Consider the following 18,647-nt stretch of genomic DNA (forward strand, 5'->3'; position numbering starts at 1 on the left):
GTTCGCATTTCGTCGGCAGCGTCAGATGTGTATAAGAGACAGGCGGCAGGCCGCGCGGCAACCGGCCCGGCAGCCGCAGGCGCCACGGCTGCTGCCGGCCGCCTTGGCGCTGCGGCCGCGCTGTGCGCAGTGCGCGCCGCCGGCGCAGCCTGCCTTGCGAGCGTCGCCGGCGAAGGCGCCAGATGCGCCACCTTGAACACCGCCACCGTGCGCGACAGCTGCTCGGCCTGCTCTCGCAGGCTTTGCGCCGCGGCCGCGCTTTGCTCGACCAGGGCCGCGTTCTGCTGCGTCATCTGGTCCAGCTGTCCCACGGCCTGATTGACCTGGGCCACGCCCGCGCTTTGCTCCGAAGAGGCCGCCGTGATCTCGCCGATGGTGTCGGCCACGCGCTGCACGGACTGCACGATGCCCTCCATGGTGGTGCCGGCATCGCCCACCAGGCGGGCGCCGTCCTCCACCCGCTCCACCGAGGCGCCGATGAGCTGGCGGATTTCCTTGGCAGCCGCCGCGCTGCGCTGTGCCAGCGTGCGCACCTCGCTGGCCACCACGGCAAAGCCACGGCCCTGCTCGCCGGCGCGGGCCGCCTCCACGGCGGCGTTCAGCGCCAGGATGTTGGTCTGGAAGGCAATGGAGTCGATGACGCCGACGATGTCGGCAATCTGCCTGCTGCTGTCGTTGATGCCCTTCATGGTCTCGACCACCCGGGCCACGACCTCGCCGCCGCGCTGGGCCACCTGTGACGCGCCCGCCGCCAGGCTGCTGGCCTGCTGGGCACTGCTGGCGCTTTGCTGCAGCGTGCTGGTGAACTGCTCCATGGCGGCAGCCGTCTCCTGCAGGTTGCTGGAGGTCTGCTCAGTGCGCACGGACAGGTCCTGATTGCCGGTGGCGATCTCGGCGCTGGCGATGGCGATGCTGTCCGTGCTCTGGCGCACCTGCTGCACCATGCCCGACAGCGATTCGCTCATGGCCTGCAGCGAGCGCAGCAGGTCGCCGAATTCATCAGCACGCTGTGCCTGTCCCTGCACGCCTGCGCTCAGGTCGCCTGCGGCAATGCGTTCGGCCAGTTCGCTGGCCTCGGCCAGGGGCCGGCGGATGCTGGCAATCAGGAAATGGGCGCCGATGACGATGCCCAGCAGCAGCAGGCCCACGGCCGCAGCGGCAAAGCCCACGGTGAGCCTGCGCGAGGCGGCCATCTCTTGCTGGCTGGTAAGCGCCACCTGCTCCTGCATCTGCACGAAGTCGCGCAGCGACTGCAGGTAGGCATCCACGGCAGGGTTGTAGGACTGCTTGACCAGGACCAATGCCTGGTCCTGCCGGCCGTCGGCCTTGAGCTGGCGCGCCTGGGCACGCAGTTCGGTCATGGTCTTGCGGGCTGCCGCAATCCTGGCCATCTGCGCCTTGTCTGCGTCGGACAGGGGCATGGCTTCCAGCGATTTCTGCACCTCGGTGATCCGCGCCGAGGTGGCGGAGATCACGTCCTTGAACTCGGCCTCGACGGCGGCATCACTGCTGACCACCACGGCCTGGGTGCGGGCTGCGTTGGTTTCGGTCAGTCCCATCCAACGCACGGCGGCCTGGACCCGCGCCTGCATCTCCTGGGTCACCGCCTCGGACCGGGCCTGGACCTGGGCCGAGCGATAGCCCGACAAGCCGACCACGCCCACCAGCGCCACCACGATGGCGGCCACTGCAAGCCACAGCTTGTGTGCCATGCGAAGTCGCAGCATATGCAGTCTCCCTCATTTTGGAAGACTCCATGTTGAGGCCTGGAAGAGGGCCTGGTGGGCGGAAAAACCCAGAGGAAACCCCTGATCCGCCCCTTTCGCGGAGGGCATTGCAGGGGCGGCCGCGTTCTTACTCCACGCGCGTCACGCTTTGCGGCTTGAAGCCCAGGTCGGCCGACTTGCCCTTGCGGCCACGCGTGCCACGGGCATTGTTGAGACTGCGGATCTCCAGCGTCTCGCTGCGCTCCTTGCCGCCGCGGCCCACGCCATCGATGCGGATGCTGCGCGTGTAGGCGGCAGCGCCCGCCAGCGTGTCCTTGTCCTCCAGGTCGAGCAGCATCAGCCCGCGACCGCCCTTGGCCATGTGCTTGAGGCTGGCGATCTCGAAGGTGAGGATGCGGCCACCCGTGGAAGCGCAGATCACATGCGTGGCCGGCAGCAGCAGGCCCGCGCCCTGCTCGCCTTCCTGCGGCTCGGCACGTGCGCCCATGGGCACGCCGTAGGCCGTGGACGGGGCGCACAGCGTCTCGCCGTCGGCCAGCGTGACGAAGGCCTTGCCCGCCTTCTGGCGCGAGACCATGTCGCCCACCATGGCCACGAAGCCGTAGCCACCCGACCCCGACAGCAGCAGCGCCGTGCCCTCGGCACCGGCGAAGTAGTACAGGATCTGGGTGCCGGCCTCCAGCTCGATGAGCGTGGTCACGGGCTGGCCATCGCCGCGCCCGCCGGGCAGTTGCGCCACCGGCACCGAATAGATGCGGCCGTTGCTGCCAAAGGCCAGCAACTGGTCCACGGTGCGGCACTCGAAGGTGCCGTGCAGGCTGTCGCCGGCCTTGAAGCTGAGCGTGCCCGCATCGACGCCATGGCCCTGGCGCGTGCGCACCCAGCCCTTGTCCGAGATGATGACCGTGGTGGGTTCATCGACCACCTTGACTTCGGCGACGACCTTCTTTTCCTCCTGGATCAGCGTGCGGCGCGCATCGGCGAACTGCTTGGCATCGGCCTCGATCTCCTTGCAGATCAGGCGGCGCATGGTGCTTTCGCTGCCCAGGATGTCTTCGAGCTTGCCTTGCTCCGTGCGCAGCTCCTTGAGTTCCTGCTCGATCTTGATGGCTTCCAGCCGCGCCAGCTGGCGCAGGCGGATTTCCAGAATGTCGTCGGCCTGGCGCTCGGACAGCGCAAAGGCATCGATCAGCGCCTGCCGGGGCTCGTCGCTGGCCCGGATGATGGCGATGACCTTGTCGATGTTCAGCAGCACGGCCTGGCGGCCTTCGAGGATGTGGATGCGATCCAGCACCTTGGCCAGCCGGTGCTGGCTGCGCCGCGTGACCGTGGTCTGGCGGAAGGCGATCCATTCCTCGAGCATCAGGCGCAGGCTTTTCTGCACCGGGCGGCCATCGAGGCCGATCATGGTCAGGTTGATGGAGCTGGACGACTCCAGGCTGGTATGCGCCAGCAGCGCCGTGATCAGTTCCTGCTGCGGCACCTTGCCGGTCTTGGGCTCGAAGACCAGGCGCACGGGCGCATCCTTGCTGGACTCGTCGCGCACGCCGTCGAGCACGGCCAGCATGCTGGCCTTGAGCTGGGTCTGTTCCTGGCTCAAGGCCTTCTTGCCGGTCTTGACCTTGGGATTGGTGATGTCCTCAATCTCTTCGAGCACCTTCTGCGCCGAGACGCCGGGCGGCAGCTCGGTCACCACCATCTGCCACTGGCCGCGCGCCAGTTCCTCGATCTTCCAGCGCGCGCGCAGCTTGAGGCTGCCACGGCCCGTGCGATAGGCATCCTGGATGTCGGAGGCGCTGCTGATGATCTGCCCGCCGCCCGGATAGTCGGGCCCGGGGATGATCTGGAACAGTTCCTCGTCGCTGAGCTGGGGCCGCTTGATCAGGGCCACGCAGGCGTCTGCGACCTCGCGCAGGTTGTGGCTGGGGATTTCCGTGGCCAGGCCCACGGCAATGCCGCTGGCGCCGTTGAGCAGGGCGAACGGCAGGCGCGCGGGCAGTTGCTGCGGCTCCTGCGTGCTGCCGTCGTAGTTGGGCACGAAGTCCACCGTGCCCATGTCGATCTCGTCGAGCAGCAGGCCGGTGATCTTGGACAGTCGCGCCTCGGTGTAGCGCATGGCGGCTGCGCCGTCGCCGTCGCGGCTGCCGAAGTTGCCCTGGCCATCGACCAGCGGATAGCGCTGGTTGAAGTCCTGCGCCATGCGCACCAGCGCGTCGTAGGCCGACTGGTCGCCGTGCGGGTGAAAGCGGCCCAGCACATCGCCGACCACGCGTGCGCTCTTGACGGGCTTGGCTGCCGTGTTGTGGTTGGGACCGCTGTAGCTCAGGCCCATGCGGTCCATGGCGTACAGAATGCGCCGCTGCACGGGCTTGAGGCCGTCGGTCACATCGGGCAGTGCCCGGCCCTTGACCACGGACAGTGCGTATTCGAGATAGGCCCGTTGCGCGTACTGGCCCAGGTCCAGTGCATCGCCGGCCGCCTGTTGTGCCAGATCCAGAGAGGTTTGGTCGCTCATGAAGAAATTCGTGATCTCAAAAAATGCAATGAATGCCGCTCATTGCGGCGTGGGCAGTCCTGTGGGCAGCGTCATGCGCACCCGGGGCGTGGTGCCCGGCAACGCCGCTGCTGCAGGCGCTGCAGGGCCCGCGCGCTCGCGCCCGCCCTGCAGCTGCTCGTAGATGCCGAGCACGGCCTTCACGTAATTGCGGGTTTCCTGGAAGGGAGGGATGGCCTGGCCCGCGCGCCGCACGGCGCCCTCGCCTGCGTTGTAGGCGGCCAGCACCAGGTCCAGCCGGCCGGGGAACAGCCCCATCAGATGGTTGAGGTAGCGCGCGCCGGCCGGCACGTTGACGGCCGGATCGGCCAGTTGCTGCTGCACGCTGCGCTGGCGGCTGGCCTCCACGCCGAAGCGCTGGGCCGTGGCCGGCATCAGCTGCATCAGTCCGACCGCCCCCTTGGGCGAGATGGCCTGCGCGTCAAAGCCCGACTCGACGGCGATCACGGCCTTGAGCAGGTCGTAGTCCACGCCCGTGTGGTCCGCCGCCTTGCGCAGATGGCCGCGCACGCTCTTGTAGCGCGGCGAGATGTCGAAGAAGCTTTGCAGCCGCGTATGCGCCTGCAGCCTGCGGCCGGCATCGCCGCTGCCGTCAGCGTCGGCAGCGGCCTCGGCCTGCACCATCGGGGGCTTGAGCCCCTGCTCGGCGCTGTCGTAGACCGAGCCGCGAAAGTACAGCCTGTAGCGCTCGTCCAGCGCCTCGGCAGCGAAGTGCGTGATGCCGCGCTCGTCCACGAAGGCCCAGAGATCGGCATGCGCCGGCCGCGCCAGCCCCCACAGCGCCAGGGCCAGGCCCAGCGCCGCCAGCTCGCGCACCCCGGCGCCGCGCGCCAGGTGCGAGCGGTGCTTCAGGGCGGCGCGGAGCACAGTCATGGGTCAGATGTCGACTTCAATGGAGTCGCCATGGAGCTCCATGAGCTCGCGGCGCGCTGCGGCCTCGCCCTTGCCCATGAGCTTGGTGACGACCTGCTCGGCCGCCGCGAAGTCCAGGTTCATGAACTGCACGGGCAGCAGGCGGCGCGTGTCGGGGTTGAGCGTGGTTTCCCACAGCTGCTCCGCATTCATCTCGCCCAGGCCCTTGAAGCGGCTGATCTGGCATTTCTCGCGCGGCACGCCGTCCTTGGCCGATTTGTCGAGGATGGCGGTCAGCTCGCCCTCGTCCAGCGCGTACATCTTGGCCGCAGGCTTCTTGCCGCGCGCAGGCACGTCCACACGGAACAGCGGCGGCAGCGCCACATGGATGTGGCCGGCCTCGATGAGCTTGGGGAAATGGCGGAAGAACAGCGTCAGCAGCAGCACCTGGATGTGCGAGCCGTCCACGTCGGCATCCGAAAGAATGCAGACCTTGCCGTAGCGCAGGCCCGACAGGTCGGGCGTGTCGTTGGGGCCATGCGGGTCCACGCCGATGGCCACCGAGATGTCATGGATTTCGTTGTTGGCGAACAGCCGGTCGCGGTCCACCTCCCAGGTGTTGAGCACCTTGCCGCGCAGGGGCAGCACGGCCTGGGTTTCCTTGTTGCGGCCCATCTTGGCGCTGCCGCCGGCCGAGTCGCCCTCGACCAGGAAGACCTCGTTCAGGCTCAGGTCGCGGCTTTCGCAATCGGTGAGCTTGCCCGGCAGCACGGCCACGCCCGAGCCCTTGCGCTTTTCGACCTTCTGGCCCGCCTTCTGGCGGGTCTGCGCGGCCTTGATGGCGATCTCGGCCAGCTTGCGGCCCCATTCCACGTGCTCGTTGAGCCACAGCTCCAGCGCGGGGCGCACATAGCCGCTGACCAGGCGCACGGCATCGCGCGAGTTCAGGCGCTCCTTGATCTGGCCCTGGAACTGCGGGTCCAGCACCTTGGCGTTGAGCACATAGCTGGCGCGCGCAAACACGTCGTCCGGCATGAGCTTGACGCCCTTGGGCAGCAGCGAGTGCATCTCGATGAAGGCCTTGACCGCCTGGAACAGGCCGTCGCGCAGGCCGCTGTCATGCGTGCCGCCGGCGGTGGTCGGGATCAGGTTGACATAGCTTTCGCGCAGCGGTGCGCCGTCCTCGGTGAAGGCCACGCACCAGGCGGCACCCTCGCCTTCGGCAAAGCTGTCGTGGTGGCGGTCGGCAAAGCCCTCGCCCTCGAACAGGGGGATGACCGCCTCGCCATGCAGGCTTTGCTGCAGGTAGTCGCGCAGGCCGCCCTTGAACTGCCAGGTCTGGGTGTCGCGCGTCTTCTCGTTGACCAGGGTCACCGACACGCCGGGCATGAGCACGGCCTTGCTGCGCAGCAGGTGCATCAGCTCGCCCATGGGCAGCTGGGGCGATTCGAAATAGCGGGCATCGGGCCACACGCGCACGGTCGTGCCCTGCTTGCGTTCGCCCGCGGCCAGCGGCCGCGACTGCAGGGGCTCGACCACGTCACCGCCCGAGAAGGCGATGGTGGCCACCTTGCCCTCGCGGTGGATGCAGGCCTCAAGGCGCGTGGCCAGCGCGTTCGTGACCGAGACGCCCACGCCGTGCAGGCCGCCCGAGAAGCTGTAGGCGCCGCCCTTGCCCTTGTCGAACTTGCCGCCCGCATGCAGCCGCGTGAAGACCAGCTCCACCACGGGCGCCTTTTCCTCGGGATGCATGCCGAAGGGGATGCCCCGGCCGTCGTCTTCGACGCTGTAGGAGCCGTCGGAATGCAGGGTGAAGCGGATTTTCTTGCCGAAACCGGCCAGTGCCTCGTCGGCCGCGTTGTCGATCACCTCCTGCAGCACGTGCAGGGGGTTGTCGGTGCGCGTGTACATGCCGGGACGCTGCTTGACGGGCTCAAGGCCCTTGAGCACGCGTATCGAGCCTTCGGAGTATTCGCTGGCGGAAGTGGGAGATGGTTTGACTGCCATGGGGGCGGATTGTAGTGCGCGGCCCGGCTCAGTGCTGGATGCATTCACAGTCATTGACAGTGACTATCCCGAAAAAGCCGCTGCCATCAAGGGCCGCGCTGGCGCATGGGCGACCCAAGCGGCACAGCGCAAAACCCGGAGTTTCGCTAAAGTTTGCCGCATGCACAAAAACAACCAACCCATGTCCATGGTGCAGATACTGCTGTGCGGGGGCGCAGTCGTGACGCTGTCCATGGGAATCCGCCACGGCTTCGGCCTGTGGCTGCAGCCCATCACCCAGGAGATGGGCTGGACGCGCGAGTCCTTCGCGCTGGCCATCGCCATCCAGAACCTGTCCTGGGGCGTGCTCGGCATCTTCGGCGGCATGCTGGCCGACCGCTTCGGCGCCTTCCGCGTGCTCCTGGTGGGCGCGCTGCTGTATGCGCTGGGCCTGGCCGGCATGGCCATGGCGCCCACGACAACCTGGTTCGCCCTGACGGCCGGCGTGGTGATCGGCGCAGCCCAGGCAGGCACCACCTATGCCGTGATCTACGGTGTGCTGGGCCGCCAGATTCCCGTGGCGCGGCGCAGCTGGGCCATGGGCGTGACGGCGGCGGCGGGCTCCTTCGGCCAGTTCTTCATGGTGCCCGTGGAAGGCAGCCTGATTTCGAACTTCGGCTGGTCCAACGCCCTGCTGCTGCTGTCGCTGTGCGCGCTGATGATCATTCCGCTGGCCTTCGGCCTGCGCGAGCCGGGCTTCCAGCCCGGCAACGCCCGTCCCGTGCGCGACCAGAGCGCGGCCCAGGCCGTCGCCGAAGCGCTGCGCACGCCCAGCTTCGTGCTGCTGACGGCCGGCTACTTCGTCTGCGGCTTCCAGGTGATGTTCATCGGAGTGCACATGCCCAGCTACCTCAAGGACTACGGCCTGGCACCGCAGGTGGCCAGCATCTCGCTGGCGCTGGTGGGACTGTTCAACATCGTTGGCACCTACGTGGCCGGCAACCTGGGCCAGCGCCTGCCCAAGCGCTACCTGCTGTCCACCATCTACTTCACGCGCTCGGTGGTGATCGTGCTCTTCCTGCTGGCGCCGCTGACGCCGTGGTCGGTCTACATCTTCTCTGCCGCCATGGGCCTGCTGTGGCTGTCCACCGTGCCGCTGACCAACGCCACCGTGGCCCAGATCTTCGGCGTGCAGCATCTGTCCATGTTGAGCGGCATGGTGTTCTTCAGCCACCAGGTGGGCAGCTTCCTGGGCGTCTGGCTGGGCGGCTATCTCTATGACCACACGGGCAGCTACCAGGTGGTCTGGTACCTGGCCATCGGCCTGGGCGTGGCCGCCGGCCTGCTGAACCTGCCCATACGCGAAGCCCCGGTGGCACGGTTGCGCGCGGCCCAGGCCGCTGCCTGACATGACGACATCCATGACCACATCCACCAAGCCCCGCCCACACACCCTGCGCAGGCTGGCGCTGTGGGCCGCCGTGCTGCTGGTGCTGGGCCTGGTCTTCATGCTCTACCTGCAGCCGCAGTTCATGCTGGGCATGGCAGACCAGATCTGGGCCTGCTTCTGAAATGGAGGCGGAGCGGCGAAGGCCCGGCGGCACAATGTCGGCCGCTTTCACTTTATTTCCAAATTTGCACATGCACGCAGCCACGCCGCCCTCGCCCTGGATCCAACGCTGGTCGCACCTTCTGGCACCCCAGGCCTCGGTGCTTGACGTGGCCTGCGGCCCCGGCCGGCACATGCGCTGGTTCCAAGCGCGTGGCCACGCCGTCACCGGCGTGGACCGCGACGCCCAGGCCCTGGCCGGCCTGCAGGGCGTGGGCGAGCTGCTGTGCGCCGACATCGAAAACGGCCCCTGGCCCCTGCCCGGCCGGCAGTTCGGCGCCGTGGTCGTGACCCACTATCTGTGGCGCCCGCTGTGGCCGGCACTGCTGGACAGCGTGGCCCCCGGCGGCGTGCTGCTGTACGAAACCTTTGCCCAGGGCAATGAGGCTTTCGGCAAGCCTTCCCGCCCCGACTTCCTGCTGGCGCCCGGCGAGCTGCTGCAGGCCTGCGCGGGCTGGCACATCGTGGCCTACGAGCACGGCCAGCTGGGCGAGCCCGATCGCATGGTCCAGCGCATTGCGGCACTGCGCCCCGATGCAACAGGCCGGGAACCCGTGGCCATGCTGGCGCATCAGAAGGCGTCAGGCTCTGCAATCGCCTGAATCCCTACAGGCGCCCGCCTTGGGCCTGCCTCCGACACTCGTTAGAATGATCCTTTCCCGTTTTTTCTTGCGGACATGACATCCTCCTCCGTCGCTCTCACTGGCAGCATCGTTGCCCTCATCACGCCCATGCACGAGGACGGTAGTGTTGACTACCCGGCGCTGCGAAAACTCATCGATTGGCATGTGGCCGAAGGCACGGACTGCATCGGCGTGGTGGGAACGACAGGTGAATCCCCCACCGTCAACGTGGAGGAGCACTGCGAAATCATCCGCGTGTCCGTCGAGCAGGCCGCGGGCCGCGTGCCCGTGATGGCCGGCTGCGGCGCCAACAGCACGCACGAAGCCATCGAACTGGCCCGCTACGCCAAGAAGGTCGGCGCCGACAGCCAGCTGCAGGTCGTGCCCTACTACAACAAGCCCACGCAGGAAGGCCAGTACCAGCACTTCAAGGCGATTGCCGAAGCGGTGGGCGACCTGCCCGTGGTGCTCTACAACGTGCCCGGCCGCTCCGTGGCCGACATGCAGCACGACACCGTGCTGCGCCTGGCGCAGATCCCCGCCATCATCGGCATCAAGGAAGCCACGGGCAACATCGAGCGCGCCCAATGGCTGATCCGTGAAGTGCCCAAGGACTTCGGCGTGTACTCCGGCGATGATCCGACCGCTGTGGCCCTGATGCTGTGCGGCGGCCACGGCAACATCAGCGTCACGGCCAACGTGGCACCGCGCCTGATGAGCGATCTGTGCAAGGCGGCCCTGGCCGGCGATGTGCGCACCGCAATGGACATCCAGCTGCGCCTGATGCCCGTGCACAAGAACCTCTTCGTCGAGGCCAACCCCATTCCCGTCAAGTGGGCCGCAGCGCGCCTGGGCCTGTGCGGCCCGGCCATGCGCCTGCCGATGACACCTCTGAGCAAGAACCTGGAAGCCACCGTGGAAGCCGCCCTGGGCTCCGCTGGCCTGCTGTGAGGCGCCCTGCCCCACCGACCGAACGCACCAAGGATATTCGCGTGAAACAGCCCATTGCACGTCTGAGCCTGCTGAGCCTGGCCATCGGCCTGACAGCCTGCACGACCACGTTCCAAGAGAGCAAGATCGACTACAAGAGCGCCGGCAAGCAGCAGGCGCCCACCCTGGAAGTCCCCCCGGATCTGACCCAGCTGTCCACGGATTCCCGCTATGCCGTGCCCGGCGGCGTGGTCTCCGCCGCAGCCATGGAAGCCAACTCCAAGGCGCAAAAGCCCGCCGAAGGCCGCACCGCCACCGCCGCCCTGGGCGATGTGCGCATCGAGCGCAACGGCGAGCAGCGCTGGCTGGTGATCAAGCGCCCGGCCGACCAGCTGTGGGAGCCCGTGCGCGACTTCTGGCTGGAAAACGGCTTCATCTTCACTACCGAAGACCGCCAGCTGGGCATCATCGAGACCGACTGGGCCGAGAACCGCGCCAAGATCCCGCAGGACGTGATCCGCAAGACGCTGGGCAAGGTCTTCGATGGCCTGTACTCAACCAGCGAGCGCGACCGCTTCCGCACGCGCCTGGAGCGCTCGGCCGACGGCTCCACCGAGGTCTACATCACGCACCGTGGCATGCAGGAGGTCTACACCAGCGCCCAGAAGGACCAGACCATCTGGCAGCCGCGCCCCTCCGATCCGGAACTGGAAACCGAATTCCTGCGCCGCCTGATGGTCAAGCTCGGTGTGAGCCAGGAGCAGGCCGATGCCGTGGCCAAGGCCAACACCACCACGGCAGCCGCCACCGGCAGCGTGCGCATGGAATCCGCCAACGGACAGCCCGTGCTGCAGATCGACGAAGGCTTTGACCGCGCATGGCGCCGTGTCGGCGTGGCCCTGGACCGTACGGGCTTCACCGTGGAGGACCGTGACCGCAGCCGCGGCATCTACTTCGTGCGCTATGTCGCGCCTGACGCCAAGGTCGAGCCCAAGGGTTTCTTCAGCAAGCTGTTCAGCCGCTCGCCCGATGCGGCTGCGCCGGTCAAGTACCAGATCCAGGTGCGCAGCGAAGGCGACAAATCCACCGTCACCGTGCTCAACACCCAGGGCCAACCCGAGACATCGGCCAATGCCCAGCGCATCGTGCGCGTCATCACCGACGACATGAAGTAAGCAAGCCTCTTTTCGGGCCTTGGGGCGGCACGTCCGCCCTTGCCTTGCAGCCACCGCGCAGTCATTTGCCGGTGGCTTTTTTACTGGACCAAAGCAAAGCAAAGCGAAGACGAAAAAAAAACCGCAGCCCGAAGGATGCGGTTTTTTTCGCGGCAGAGGCCGAAACCTCTGCCATCGGCGAGGGCCGAATTACTGCTTGGTGGCTTCCTTGGCGGCAGCGTCGGCAGCAGCCTTGGCGGCGTCTGCAGCGGCAGCGTCAGCAGCGGGAGCAGGTGCTGCAGCGTCGGCGGCAGGCGCTGCGGGAGCAGCAGCGTCGGCGGCGGGAGCAGCAGGAGCTTCTGCGGGAGCTGCCGGTGCGGGAGCTTCAACGGCGGGTGCGGGAGCGGGGGCCGGAGCCTCTTCCTTCTTGCCGCAAGCGGCCAGAGCTGCAGCAGCGATCACGGTAGCCAGGATCAGAGAGTTCTTCATCACAGTTTCCTAGAGAGTAGGTAAGAAGACAGTACACAGGAGGGGCCCCGCCACTTGCGCCACCGGATGCGGGCAACCGGTACGCGGCGGCCAGGCCACGTCAAACACATTCATTCGACTTGGAGCGAATTATAGGGAGATTTTCTCAAGGCTGACTGAAACTGACAGCCTCTGAACAATTCCGCACAAATCCTCTTGCCAAGTCCGAATGGGGCAGCAGGAAGCTGCCTTGGCGTCCACTGTGTAACAAAACCAGGTTGCTGTCAATTTACTGACGAACCCAAGACAATTCTTTACAAATCTATCGGAGTCCGCCTTGAATCAGCAGAACGCTGTCAACGGTGAATGCCCGAACTTAGCATGACTGCGCCACAGCGTCTACCCGGTTCAGGACAGCGGCCCGCCTCGCACCCAGCCGGCGTCAAACCAGGAGGACAGCAGCTCCAGCGCGTCATCGCTGGCCTTGGCCAGATCGGCGCGTGACAGGGCGCGCGTATCGGCCAGCTTGCGCATCAGGGTGGCATCGCGGCCACCGGCCAGATAGCTTTCGCCGTTGATGAAGATGTGTTTTGCGTCATACATCATGCGCGTGCGGCGGTCGAGGACCACGCTCTCGAACATGCCGTGTTCCTCGCCATGCTCGAACCAGACATTGGCCTTGGGCTCGGTCATGTACTCGCCCAGCGCGCGCTCCAGCGCCAGCGGCTCGGCCAGCGCGCGCTCCAGCGCCTTGCGCGCGAAGTCGTGCAGGCTCGACGGAATCTCGCCCGGGGCCTCGACGGCGGGCTGGTCGGGATCGCGGTAGACCATGGGCGCTTCGGGTTCATCGGGCTCGTCGGACATGCGCAGCAGCAGCTCGCGGGCCAGTTCGTCGCGCGCGGGCGAGCGAAAGCCGATGGAGTAGGTCATGCACTCGCCCTCGGCGATGCCGTCATGGGCCCACTTGGGCGGCAGGTAGAGCATGTCGCCGGGCTCGAGCACGAACTCCTCCTCGGGCTCGAAATTCGAGAGCACCTTCAGCGGCACATCGGGCTGCAGCGACAGGTCCTTCTGGCGGCCGATGCGCCAGCGCCGACGGCCATGCGCCTGCAGCAGGAAGACGTCGTAGCTGTCGAAATGCGGGCCGACGCCGCCCTGGTCGGTGGCAAAGCTGATCATCAGATCGTCCAGCCGCGCCTCGGGCACGAAGCGGAACTGCTGCATCAGCTGGTGCACGCCGTCGTCGTGCAGGTCCACGCCCTGCACGAGCACGGTCCATCCGGGCTTTTGCAGCGAGGGCAGGCTGCGGCGCGACAGCGGGCCGTGGCTGAGCTTCCAGTGGCCACCGTCCTGCTGCTGGATCAGGCGCGACTCCACACCGTCCTCGCCTGCCATGGCCAGCAGCCTGGCGCGGGGAATCAGGGGCTTGAAGCCCGGGATTGCCTGGCGCACCAGCAAGGGCTTCTTGTGCCAGTGGCGGCGCATGAATTGGGAAGCGGTAAGCCCGCCCAGCAGGGCAAGCGGTGTGTTGGTGTCCATGAAATGGTCCGAAGTGAGCGAAGAGACAGGGCGGCATTGTCCTATGCGGGCATTGCCCTGTCCTGGCGCCAGCGCAAGCTGCCCCGCAATGGCTTCGTGGCAGTCAGCCGGCCGGCTTGCGCATGGCCCTGAAATCCGAGGGCGACAGACCCGTATAGATCTTGAAAGCGCGGCTGAAATGCGCGGTGCTGCCAAAGCCGCAATCCATGGCGACCTCGGTGATGGTGCGCTGCGCCTGGGCGGGCTGCAGCAGCTCGCGCATGCACAGCTCCAGGCGGCTGTGCTGTATGAAGGCGCCCAGGCTGGTCTGGCTGTCCGCGAAGGCGTTGTGCAGATGGCGCTTGCTGCAGTTGAGCGCGGCGGCCACGGACTCCACCGACAGGCCCGGGTCGCGCAGATGGGCCGCCACATGGGCGCGGATGCGGTCCTGCAGCGCCAGTTGCTGCGTGCCTGCCGTGCCCTGCCCGGCCAGTTCCTGCAGTGACAGATGGACCATGTCCACCAGCAGCTCGCCCGCGCGGCGCGCCAGATGCGGCGCCATGCCGGGCAACTCCTGGTACGTGCTGCGCATGGTTTCCAGCGCGATGCGGGCAATGCCCGAGCTGCCGCCCACATTGCGCCCCATCAGCCCTTCCAGCCGGATGCCCCGTTCCACGATGGCCTGGCGCGGCAGCATCACGATGAGGTGTTCGGACCATTCGGGGTTGGTGACCTCGTACTCCTGCGCCGTGTCATAGATCACCCAGCTGCCCTTGCGCACGCTGGCCTCGCGGTTGTGCTGGCGCACGCTGGCCACGCCCTCCCAGGGCGCGACGATCTTCAGATAGGGGGACTCATGGGCGCGCAGGCCCTGCATGCTGCGCATGACGCGGTGGCGGCCCGCCTCCAGCCGGGTCAGCACCACATCGCCGGCATTGGCCACGCGCACATGGCCTTCGAACAGGCGATCGCCATAGACATCGGTATCCAGGCCCGCAAACAGGCGCGACATCCAGGCGTGCCAGGCCGACGCCGTCTCGCCGGGCGGCAGTCCGTCGGTGCTCAACACCATGGCATCGGTCATGTGCGGTCTCTCCTGCTCGCCGCACGGGTGAAGGATCTGTGTGCGGCCATGGACGTGATTATGGGAAAGTGCAGGCCCATCGCGCCCCATGGCTTTCCCCGCGGACAGCCAGGACAAGGGTAAACCCCGGAGCCTGTGCACGATCCGTCATGCGCTTTGTGCGCGCAGCGGGCTGCCTGCGCCATCGCCTGCTTCTACGATGACCGGCACGCCCGGCAGCGCCAATGCCAAAGCCAATGCCAACGCCACAACCGCATACCAAGGAGACAGTCATGATCGAACAAACCATGCTCATCGCAGGCCAGGCCGCACAGGCCGGCAACGGCGCCACCTTCGAGCGCCGCAATCCGCTGGACGGATCGGTGGCCACGCGCGCCCCGGCCGCCACGCCCGAAGATGCCGTGCGCGCCGTCGAGGCCGCGCAAAAGGCCTTCCCCGCCTGGGCCGCGCTGGGCCCGACCGAACGCCGCCAGATGCTGATGAAGGCATCGCAGGCGCTGGAGGCCAAGACCGAGGCGTTTGCCGCCGCCATGGCCGCCGAGACGGGCGCATCGGGCATCTGGGCCGGCTTCAACGTGCACCTGGCTGCCAACATGTTCCTGGAGGCCGCCTCGCTGACCACCCAGATCAACGGCCAGATCATTCCCTCTGACGTGCCCGGCAGCCTGGCCATGGCCGTGCGCCAGCCCGCCGGCGTGGTGCTGGGCATTGCGCCCTGGAATGCGCCCGTCATCCTGGCCGTGCGCGCCATTGCCACGCCGCTGGCCTGCGGCAATACGGTGGTGCTCAAGGGCTCGGAGCTGTGCCCCGCCACGCACGGCCTGATCATCGAGGCCCTGCAGGAAGGCGGCCTGCCGCCCGGCGTGGTCAACTTCGTGACCAATGCCCCCGAAGATGCCGGCGCCGTGGTCGAAGCCATGGTGGCCCACCCGGCCGTGCGCCGCGTGAACTTCACCGGCTCCACGCGCGTGGGCCGCATCCTCGGCCAGACCTGCGCCAAGTACCTCAAGCCCGCCATCCTGGAGCTGGGCGGCAAGGCGCCCTTCGTGGTGCTGGACGATGCCGACATCGACGCCGCCGTGGCCGGCTGCACCTTCGGTGCCTTCGCCAACTCGGGCCAGATCTGCATGTCCACCGAACGCATCATCGTGGACGAGTCCGTGGCCGGCGATTTCCTGGACAAGCTGGTGGCCCGCGCCACCTCGCTGCCGCTGGGCGATCCGCGCAAGGGCCCCGTGGTGCTGGGCTCGGTGGTGGACATGGCCACCGTGGAGCGTGCCAACCGCCTGATCGACGACGCGCTGGCCAAGGGCGCCAGGCTGCTGTGCGGCGGCAAGGCCACCAACACCCTGATGGCGGCCACGCTGATCGACGGCGTCACGCCCGAGATGGACATCTTCCGCGAGGAAACCTTCGCCCCCGTCAAGGCCATCGTGCGCGTGCGCGGCGAGGAGCAGGCCATCGCCATGGCCAATGACAACGAATTCGGCCTGTCCTCGTCCGTCTATACCCGCGACACCGCACGCGGCTGGCGCGTGGCCGCGCGCATCGAGGCCGGCATCTGCCACGTCAACGGCCCCACCGTGCATGACGAGGCACAGATGCCCTTTGGCGGCGTGAAAAACTCGGGCTACGGCCACTTCGGCGGCCAGGCAGGCATCGATGCCTTCACCGAGACGCGCTGGATCACCATGCAGACCGCGCCCCGCCACTATCCGTTCTGATCGGCAGGACTCGCCGCCCGGCCTGCGCAGCAGCCGGGCAGCCGTGGGAAAATCGCGCCAACGCGGCCGCCGGCACGCCTTCGTCAAACAAGGGCGCGCGCGGCGGTCTTTCTTTTTTCCCACCGCGGCATGGGCCGCACAAGCTGCACACCATGGAAATCACAGAACAATGCGTGGTCGCTCTGACCTGGACCCTCAAGGACACCCTGGGCGAGGAACTGGACGTGCTCGATGAGCCCGTGGAGTTCCTGGTCGGCGGCGACGATCTGCTCAAGCGCATCGAGGAAGCCCTGCAGGGCCACGGCCAGGGCAAGACCCTGGACCTGCACCTGGAGCCCGAGGAAGCCTTTGGCGACTACAACGAAAGCCTGATCTTCCTGGAGCCGCGTGCCCTGTTCCCGGCCGAGCTGGAGGAAGGCATGAGCTTCGAGGCCAGCGCCCTGCCCAAGGGCTGCAGCGCCGTGCAGCCCGACCTGCTCTACACCGTCACGGAAATCTATCCCGAGCATGTGGTGCTGGACGGCAACCACCCGCTGGCCGGCATTGCGCTGCGCCTGCACCTGAAGGTCGAAGGCGTGCGCGAAGCCACCGAGGAAGAAATCGGCCGCGGCTCGGCCGGCACCGGCTTCTTCCGCATCCAGCCCATGGCGCCGGGCAACGACACGCTGCACTGAAATTGCCGCGCTGAAATGGCAAAGGGCTCCCTGCGGGGAGCCCTTCTGCATGGAGCGAGCCTGGTACTCAGCGAATCAGCTGGTTGTTGTCCACGCGCACGCTCTCGCCTATGCGCAGCTGCGGATTGTTCTGGTAGTCGAACACGCGCGTGCTGCCGTCGTTCAACTGCACGGTGACGCGGTAGACATCGCGCAGGTCGCCAGGGCCGGTGTTCTTCTCGATGGCATTGCCCGCCATGGCACCGCCCACCACGCCCGCAATGGTGGCGATGTCGCGCCCACTGCCCTTGCCCACCTGGCGGCCCAGCACCCCGCCGACCACGCCGCCCACCACGGCCCCGGCGCCTATGCCCGAGCCGCCAATGCCGCTGGGCTGCTGGATCTGCACCAGTTGCACATTGGTCACGCGCCCCTGCTGCGCATAGCCACCACCGCCCGGGTAGGCCGTGCCGGGCTGGCCGCCGTTGGGATAGCCACCACTGGGGTAGCCGCTGGTCGGATAGCCCCCGGCTGGATAGCCGCCGGCAGGGTAGCCGCCACCCGGGTATCCGCCCTGCTGGGGGTAGCCCGCGCAGGCGCTGAGCATCAGCGCGGCAATGCAGCCGGCGCCCATGGCGCTCAAGCGATGAATGGAAGGCATGAGAATCTCCTGTGTACTGTCCGTGGATCGATCAAGGGCAGCCACCGGACCGGCCAGCGGCTGCATACCGCTTCAACGTCCCAGGCCGCATGCCTGCCGACCGGACAGAACACTTGCTGACAAAAATCAGCCTGCCCGCCCGGCCTCAATTGCGTGCGCGGATGCTGAGCACGTTGCCGTTGTTGCCATCGACGTAGAGCTTCACAGGGCGGCCATCGCCGGTCTGGCCCTTGACCTGGTAGAGGCCGTCCTCCCACTCGATCTCACGCAGGTCGCGGTAGCCCAGGACTTCCATGCGCTCGAAAATTTCGCGGATGCTCAGGCCCGGCCCCTGGAAGGCGCCGCGCACGGAGGCCACCGTGGTGGCCACGGCCTCGCCGGCCTGTACGGTCACGGATGGCCCGCCCGTGGCGGCTGCCTGGGCCTGCACCTGGGCGACCAGCCCGGCAGTGGCGATCAGCACAATGCCCAGGCCCTTCAGGCCATGGCGTGCAGCGCGGGAAATCAGTTGTCGGATGGAAGGCATGAGGTTCTCCTTGGCATGTGAAGGTCGGCGATTGGGTCGGCGATTGGGTCGGCGATTGGGCTGGCGATTGGGCTGGCGATACATCTGAAAAGGCCGCACCTGCCGGCTGCTGCGCCTTCGTTTCCGTTGGATTGCGACGGCGTGCAGCCATTGTTCGATGCAGGCCATGAACGCAAGCTGAAGCAGCCGTTCATCCGAGGTTCATCCACGCTGGGCTATAAAGTTTTCCATGCCCACTCCATCCTTCTCCATTCCTCGCAGGTCCTGGATGCTGCTGGCCGCACTGCTGCTGATGGCGGCGGCCCTGGCCTCCTGGACCACACCCTCGGACGCCGGCGACAGTGACCATGAACTCGCTCGCCAGGCCCTGCAGCAAGGCCGCGTGCTGCCGCTGCGCACCGTGCTCGACCAGGTCGAGCGCGACTACCAGGGCCAGGTCATCAAGGTCGAGTTCGAGCATGACGACGGCCGCTTCATCTACGAGATCCGGCTGCTGCAATCGGGCGGCCGCGTGGCCAAGCTCAAGATCGATGCACGCGATGGCAAGGTGCTGAGCTTCAAGCGCAAGGACTAGACGC

The 18,647-nt window shown here is 67.2% G+C and carries 17 protein-coding genes; 8 read left to right on the forward strand and 9 right to left on the reverse strand.

What is annotated here, in order from left to right; translation table 11 throughout:
• From JHD82_RS19675 to JHD82_RS19690, 4 genes are all read right to left on the reverse strand, one after another.
• A partial coding sequence (locus tag JHD82_RS19675) for a methyl-accepting chemotaxis protein (protein ID WP_199138273.1) occupies window positions 1-1,727 on the reverse strand: 1,727 nt, incomplete at its 3' end.
• A 127-nt stretch (window positions 1,728-1,854) separates the two neighbouring features.
• The gene (parC, locus tag JHD82_RS19680) at window positions 1,855-4,242 is read right to left on the reverse strand and encodes a DNA topoisomerase IV subunit A (protein WP_012206882.1); all 2,388 of its coding nucleotides are present in this window, start codon (window positions 4,240-4,242) and stop codon (window positions 1,855-1,857) included.
• Window positions 4,243-4,281: 39 nt separating this feature from the next.
• Window positions 4,282-5,154: a lytic transglycosylase domain-containing protein gene (locus JHD82_RS19685; RefSeq protein WP_199138275.1), complete on the reverse strand. Its 873-nt coding sequence runs from the start codon at window positions 5,152-5,154 to the stop codon at window positions 4,282-4,284.
• Window positions 5,155-5,157: 3 nt separating this feature from the next.
• Window positions 5,158-7,140: a DNA topoisomerase IV subunit B gene (locus JHD82_RS19690; RefSeq protein ID WP_034396412.1), complete on the reverse strand. Its 1,983-nt coding sequence runs from the start codon at window positions 7,138-7,140 to the stop codon at window positions 5,158-5,160.
• 160 nt (window positions 7,141-7,300) lie between these two features.
• On the opposite strand from JHD82_RS19690, the gene JHD82_RS19695 reads away from it, so the two are divergent.
• The 5 genes from JHD82_RS19695 to bamC all read left to right on the forward strand — a co-directional run bounded on the left by JHD82_RS19695 (window position 7,301) and on the right by bamC (window position 11,456).
• Complete coding sequence (locus JHD82_RS19695; protein ID WP_374191653.1) at window positions 7,301-8,527, forward strand: MFS transporter; 1,227 nt, start codon at window positions 7,301-7,303, stop codon at window positions 8,525-8,527.
• A 13-nt stretch (window positions 8,528-8,540) separates the two neighbouring features.
• Entirely contained in the window at window positions 8,541-8,690 is a 150-nt protein-coding gene (locus JHD82_RS19700; protein WP_199138277.1) for a hypothetical protein, read from the forward strand.
• Window positions 8,691-8,760: 70 nt separating this feature from the next.
• Window positions 8,761-9,330: a bifunctional 2-polyprenyl-6-hydroxyphenol methylase/3-demethylubiquinol 3-O-methyltransferase UbiG gene (locus JHD82_RS19705; RefSeq protein ID WP_199138279.1), complete on the forward strand. Its 570-nt coding sequence runs from the start codon at window positions 8,761-8,763 to the stop codon at window positions 9,328-9,330.
• 75 nt (window positions 9,331-9,405) lie between these two features.
• A complete protein-coding gene (gene dapA / locus JHD82_RS19710; RefSeq protein WP_012206888.1) occupies window positions 9,406-10,302 on the forward strand; it encodes a 4-hydroxy-tetrahydrodipicolinate synthase in 897 nt (298 codons plus the stop codon).
• Between the two features lie 41 nt (window positions 10,303-10,343).
• Window positions 10,344-11,456, forward strand: coding sequence for an outer membrane protein assembly factor BamC (gene bamC / locus JHD82_RS19715; protein ID WP_016447628.1), 1,113 nt, complete (start codon window positions 10,344-10,346; stop codon window positions 11,454-11,456).
• Between the two features lie 189 nt (window positions 11,457-11,645).
• Here the strand turns inward: bamC and JHD82_RS19720 are convergent, their stop codons facing one another.
• The 3 genes from JHD82_RS19720 to JHD82_RS19730 all read right to left on the reverse strand — a co-directional run bounded on the left by JHD82_RS19720 (window position 11,646) and on the right by JHD82_RS19730 (window position 14,505).
• Window positions 11,646-11,924: a hypothetical protein gene (locus tag JHD82_RS19720; protein ID WP_199138281.1), complete on the reverse strand. Its 279-nt coding sequence runs from the start codon at window positions 11,922-11,924 to the stop codon at window positions 11,646-11,648.
• A 387-nt stretch (window positions 11,925-12,311) separates the two neighbouring features.
• Window positions 12,312-13,442, reverse strand: coding sequence for a cupin domain-containing protein (locus JHD82_RS19725; RefSeq protein ID WP_013801115.1), 1,131 nt, complete (start codon window positions 13,440-13,442; stop codon window positions 12,312-12,314).
• Window positions 13,443-13,545: 103 nt separating this feature from the next.
• Window positions 13,546-14,505 carry a helix-turn-helix domain-containing protein gene (locus JHD82_RS19730; protein ID WP_013801114.1) on the reverse strand — a complete coding sequence of 320 codons (960 nt, stop codon included), beginning with the start codon at window positions 14,503-14,505 and terminating at the stop codon, window positions 13,546-13,548.
• A gap of 272 nt (window positions 14,506-14,777) precedes the next feature.
• Here JHD82_RS19730 and JHD82_RS19735 point away from each other — a divergent pair, with 272 nt between their 5' ends.
• The gene (locus JHD82_RS19735) at window positions 14,778-16,229 is read left to right on the forward strand and encodes an aldehyde dehydrogenase (protein WP_199138283.1); all 1,452 of its coding nucleotides are present in this window, start codon (window positions 14,778-14,780) and stop codon (window positions 16,227-16,229) included.
• A gap of 152 nt (window positions 16,230-16,381) precedes the next feature.
• Entirely contained in the window at window positions 16,382-16,903 is a 522-nt protein-coding gene (locus JHD82_RS19740) for a peptidylprolyl isomerase (protein ID WP_012206894.1), read from the forward strand.
• 67 nt (window positions 16,904-16,970) lie between these two features.
• Here the strand turns inward: JHD82_RS19740 and JHD82_RS19745 are convergent, their stop codons facing one another.
• Both JHD82_RS19745 and JHD82_RS19750 read right to left on the reverse strand, forming a co-directional pair.
• Window positions 16,971-17,543, reverse strand: coding sequence for a glycine zipper 2TM domain-containing protein (locus JHD82_RS19745; RefSeq protein ID WP_043819177.1), 573 nt, complete (start codon window positions 17,541-17,543; stop codon window positions 16,971-16,973).
• Window positions 17,544-17,688: 145 nt separating this feature from the next.
• Window positions 17,689-18,069, reverse strand: coding sequence for a PepSY domain-containing protein (locus JHD82_RS19750; RefSeq protein ID WP_199138285.1), 381 nt, complete (start codon window positions 18,067-18,069; stop codon window positions 17,689-17,691).
• Window positions 18,070-18,337: 268 nt separating this feature from the next.
• Between JHD82_RS19750 and JHD82_RS19755 the strand changes: the two genes are divergently transcribed.
• Window positions 18,338-18,643 carry a PepSY domain-containing protein gene (locus JHD82_RS19755; RefSeq protein ID WP_012206897.1) on the forward strand — a complete coding sequence of 102 codons (306 nt, stop codon included), beginning with the start codon at window positions 18,338-18,340 and terminating at the stop codon, window positions 18,641-18,643.
• The last annotated feature ends 4 nt before the right edge of the window (window positions 18,644-18,647 follow it).

The sequence above is a fragment of the Delftia sp. ASV31 genome, assembly GCF_016428765.1.
Taxonomy (GTDB): domain Bacteria; phylum Pseudomonadota; class Gammaproteobacteria; order Burkholderiales; family Burkholderiaceae_C; genus Comamonas; species Comamonas acidovorans.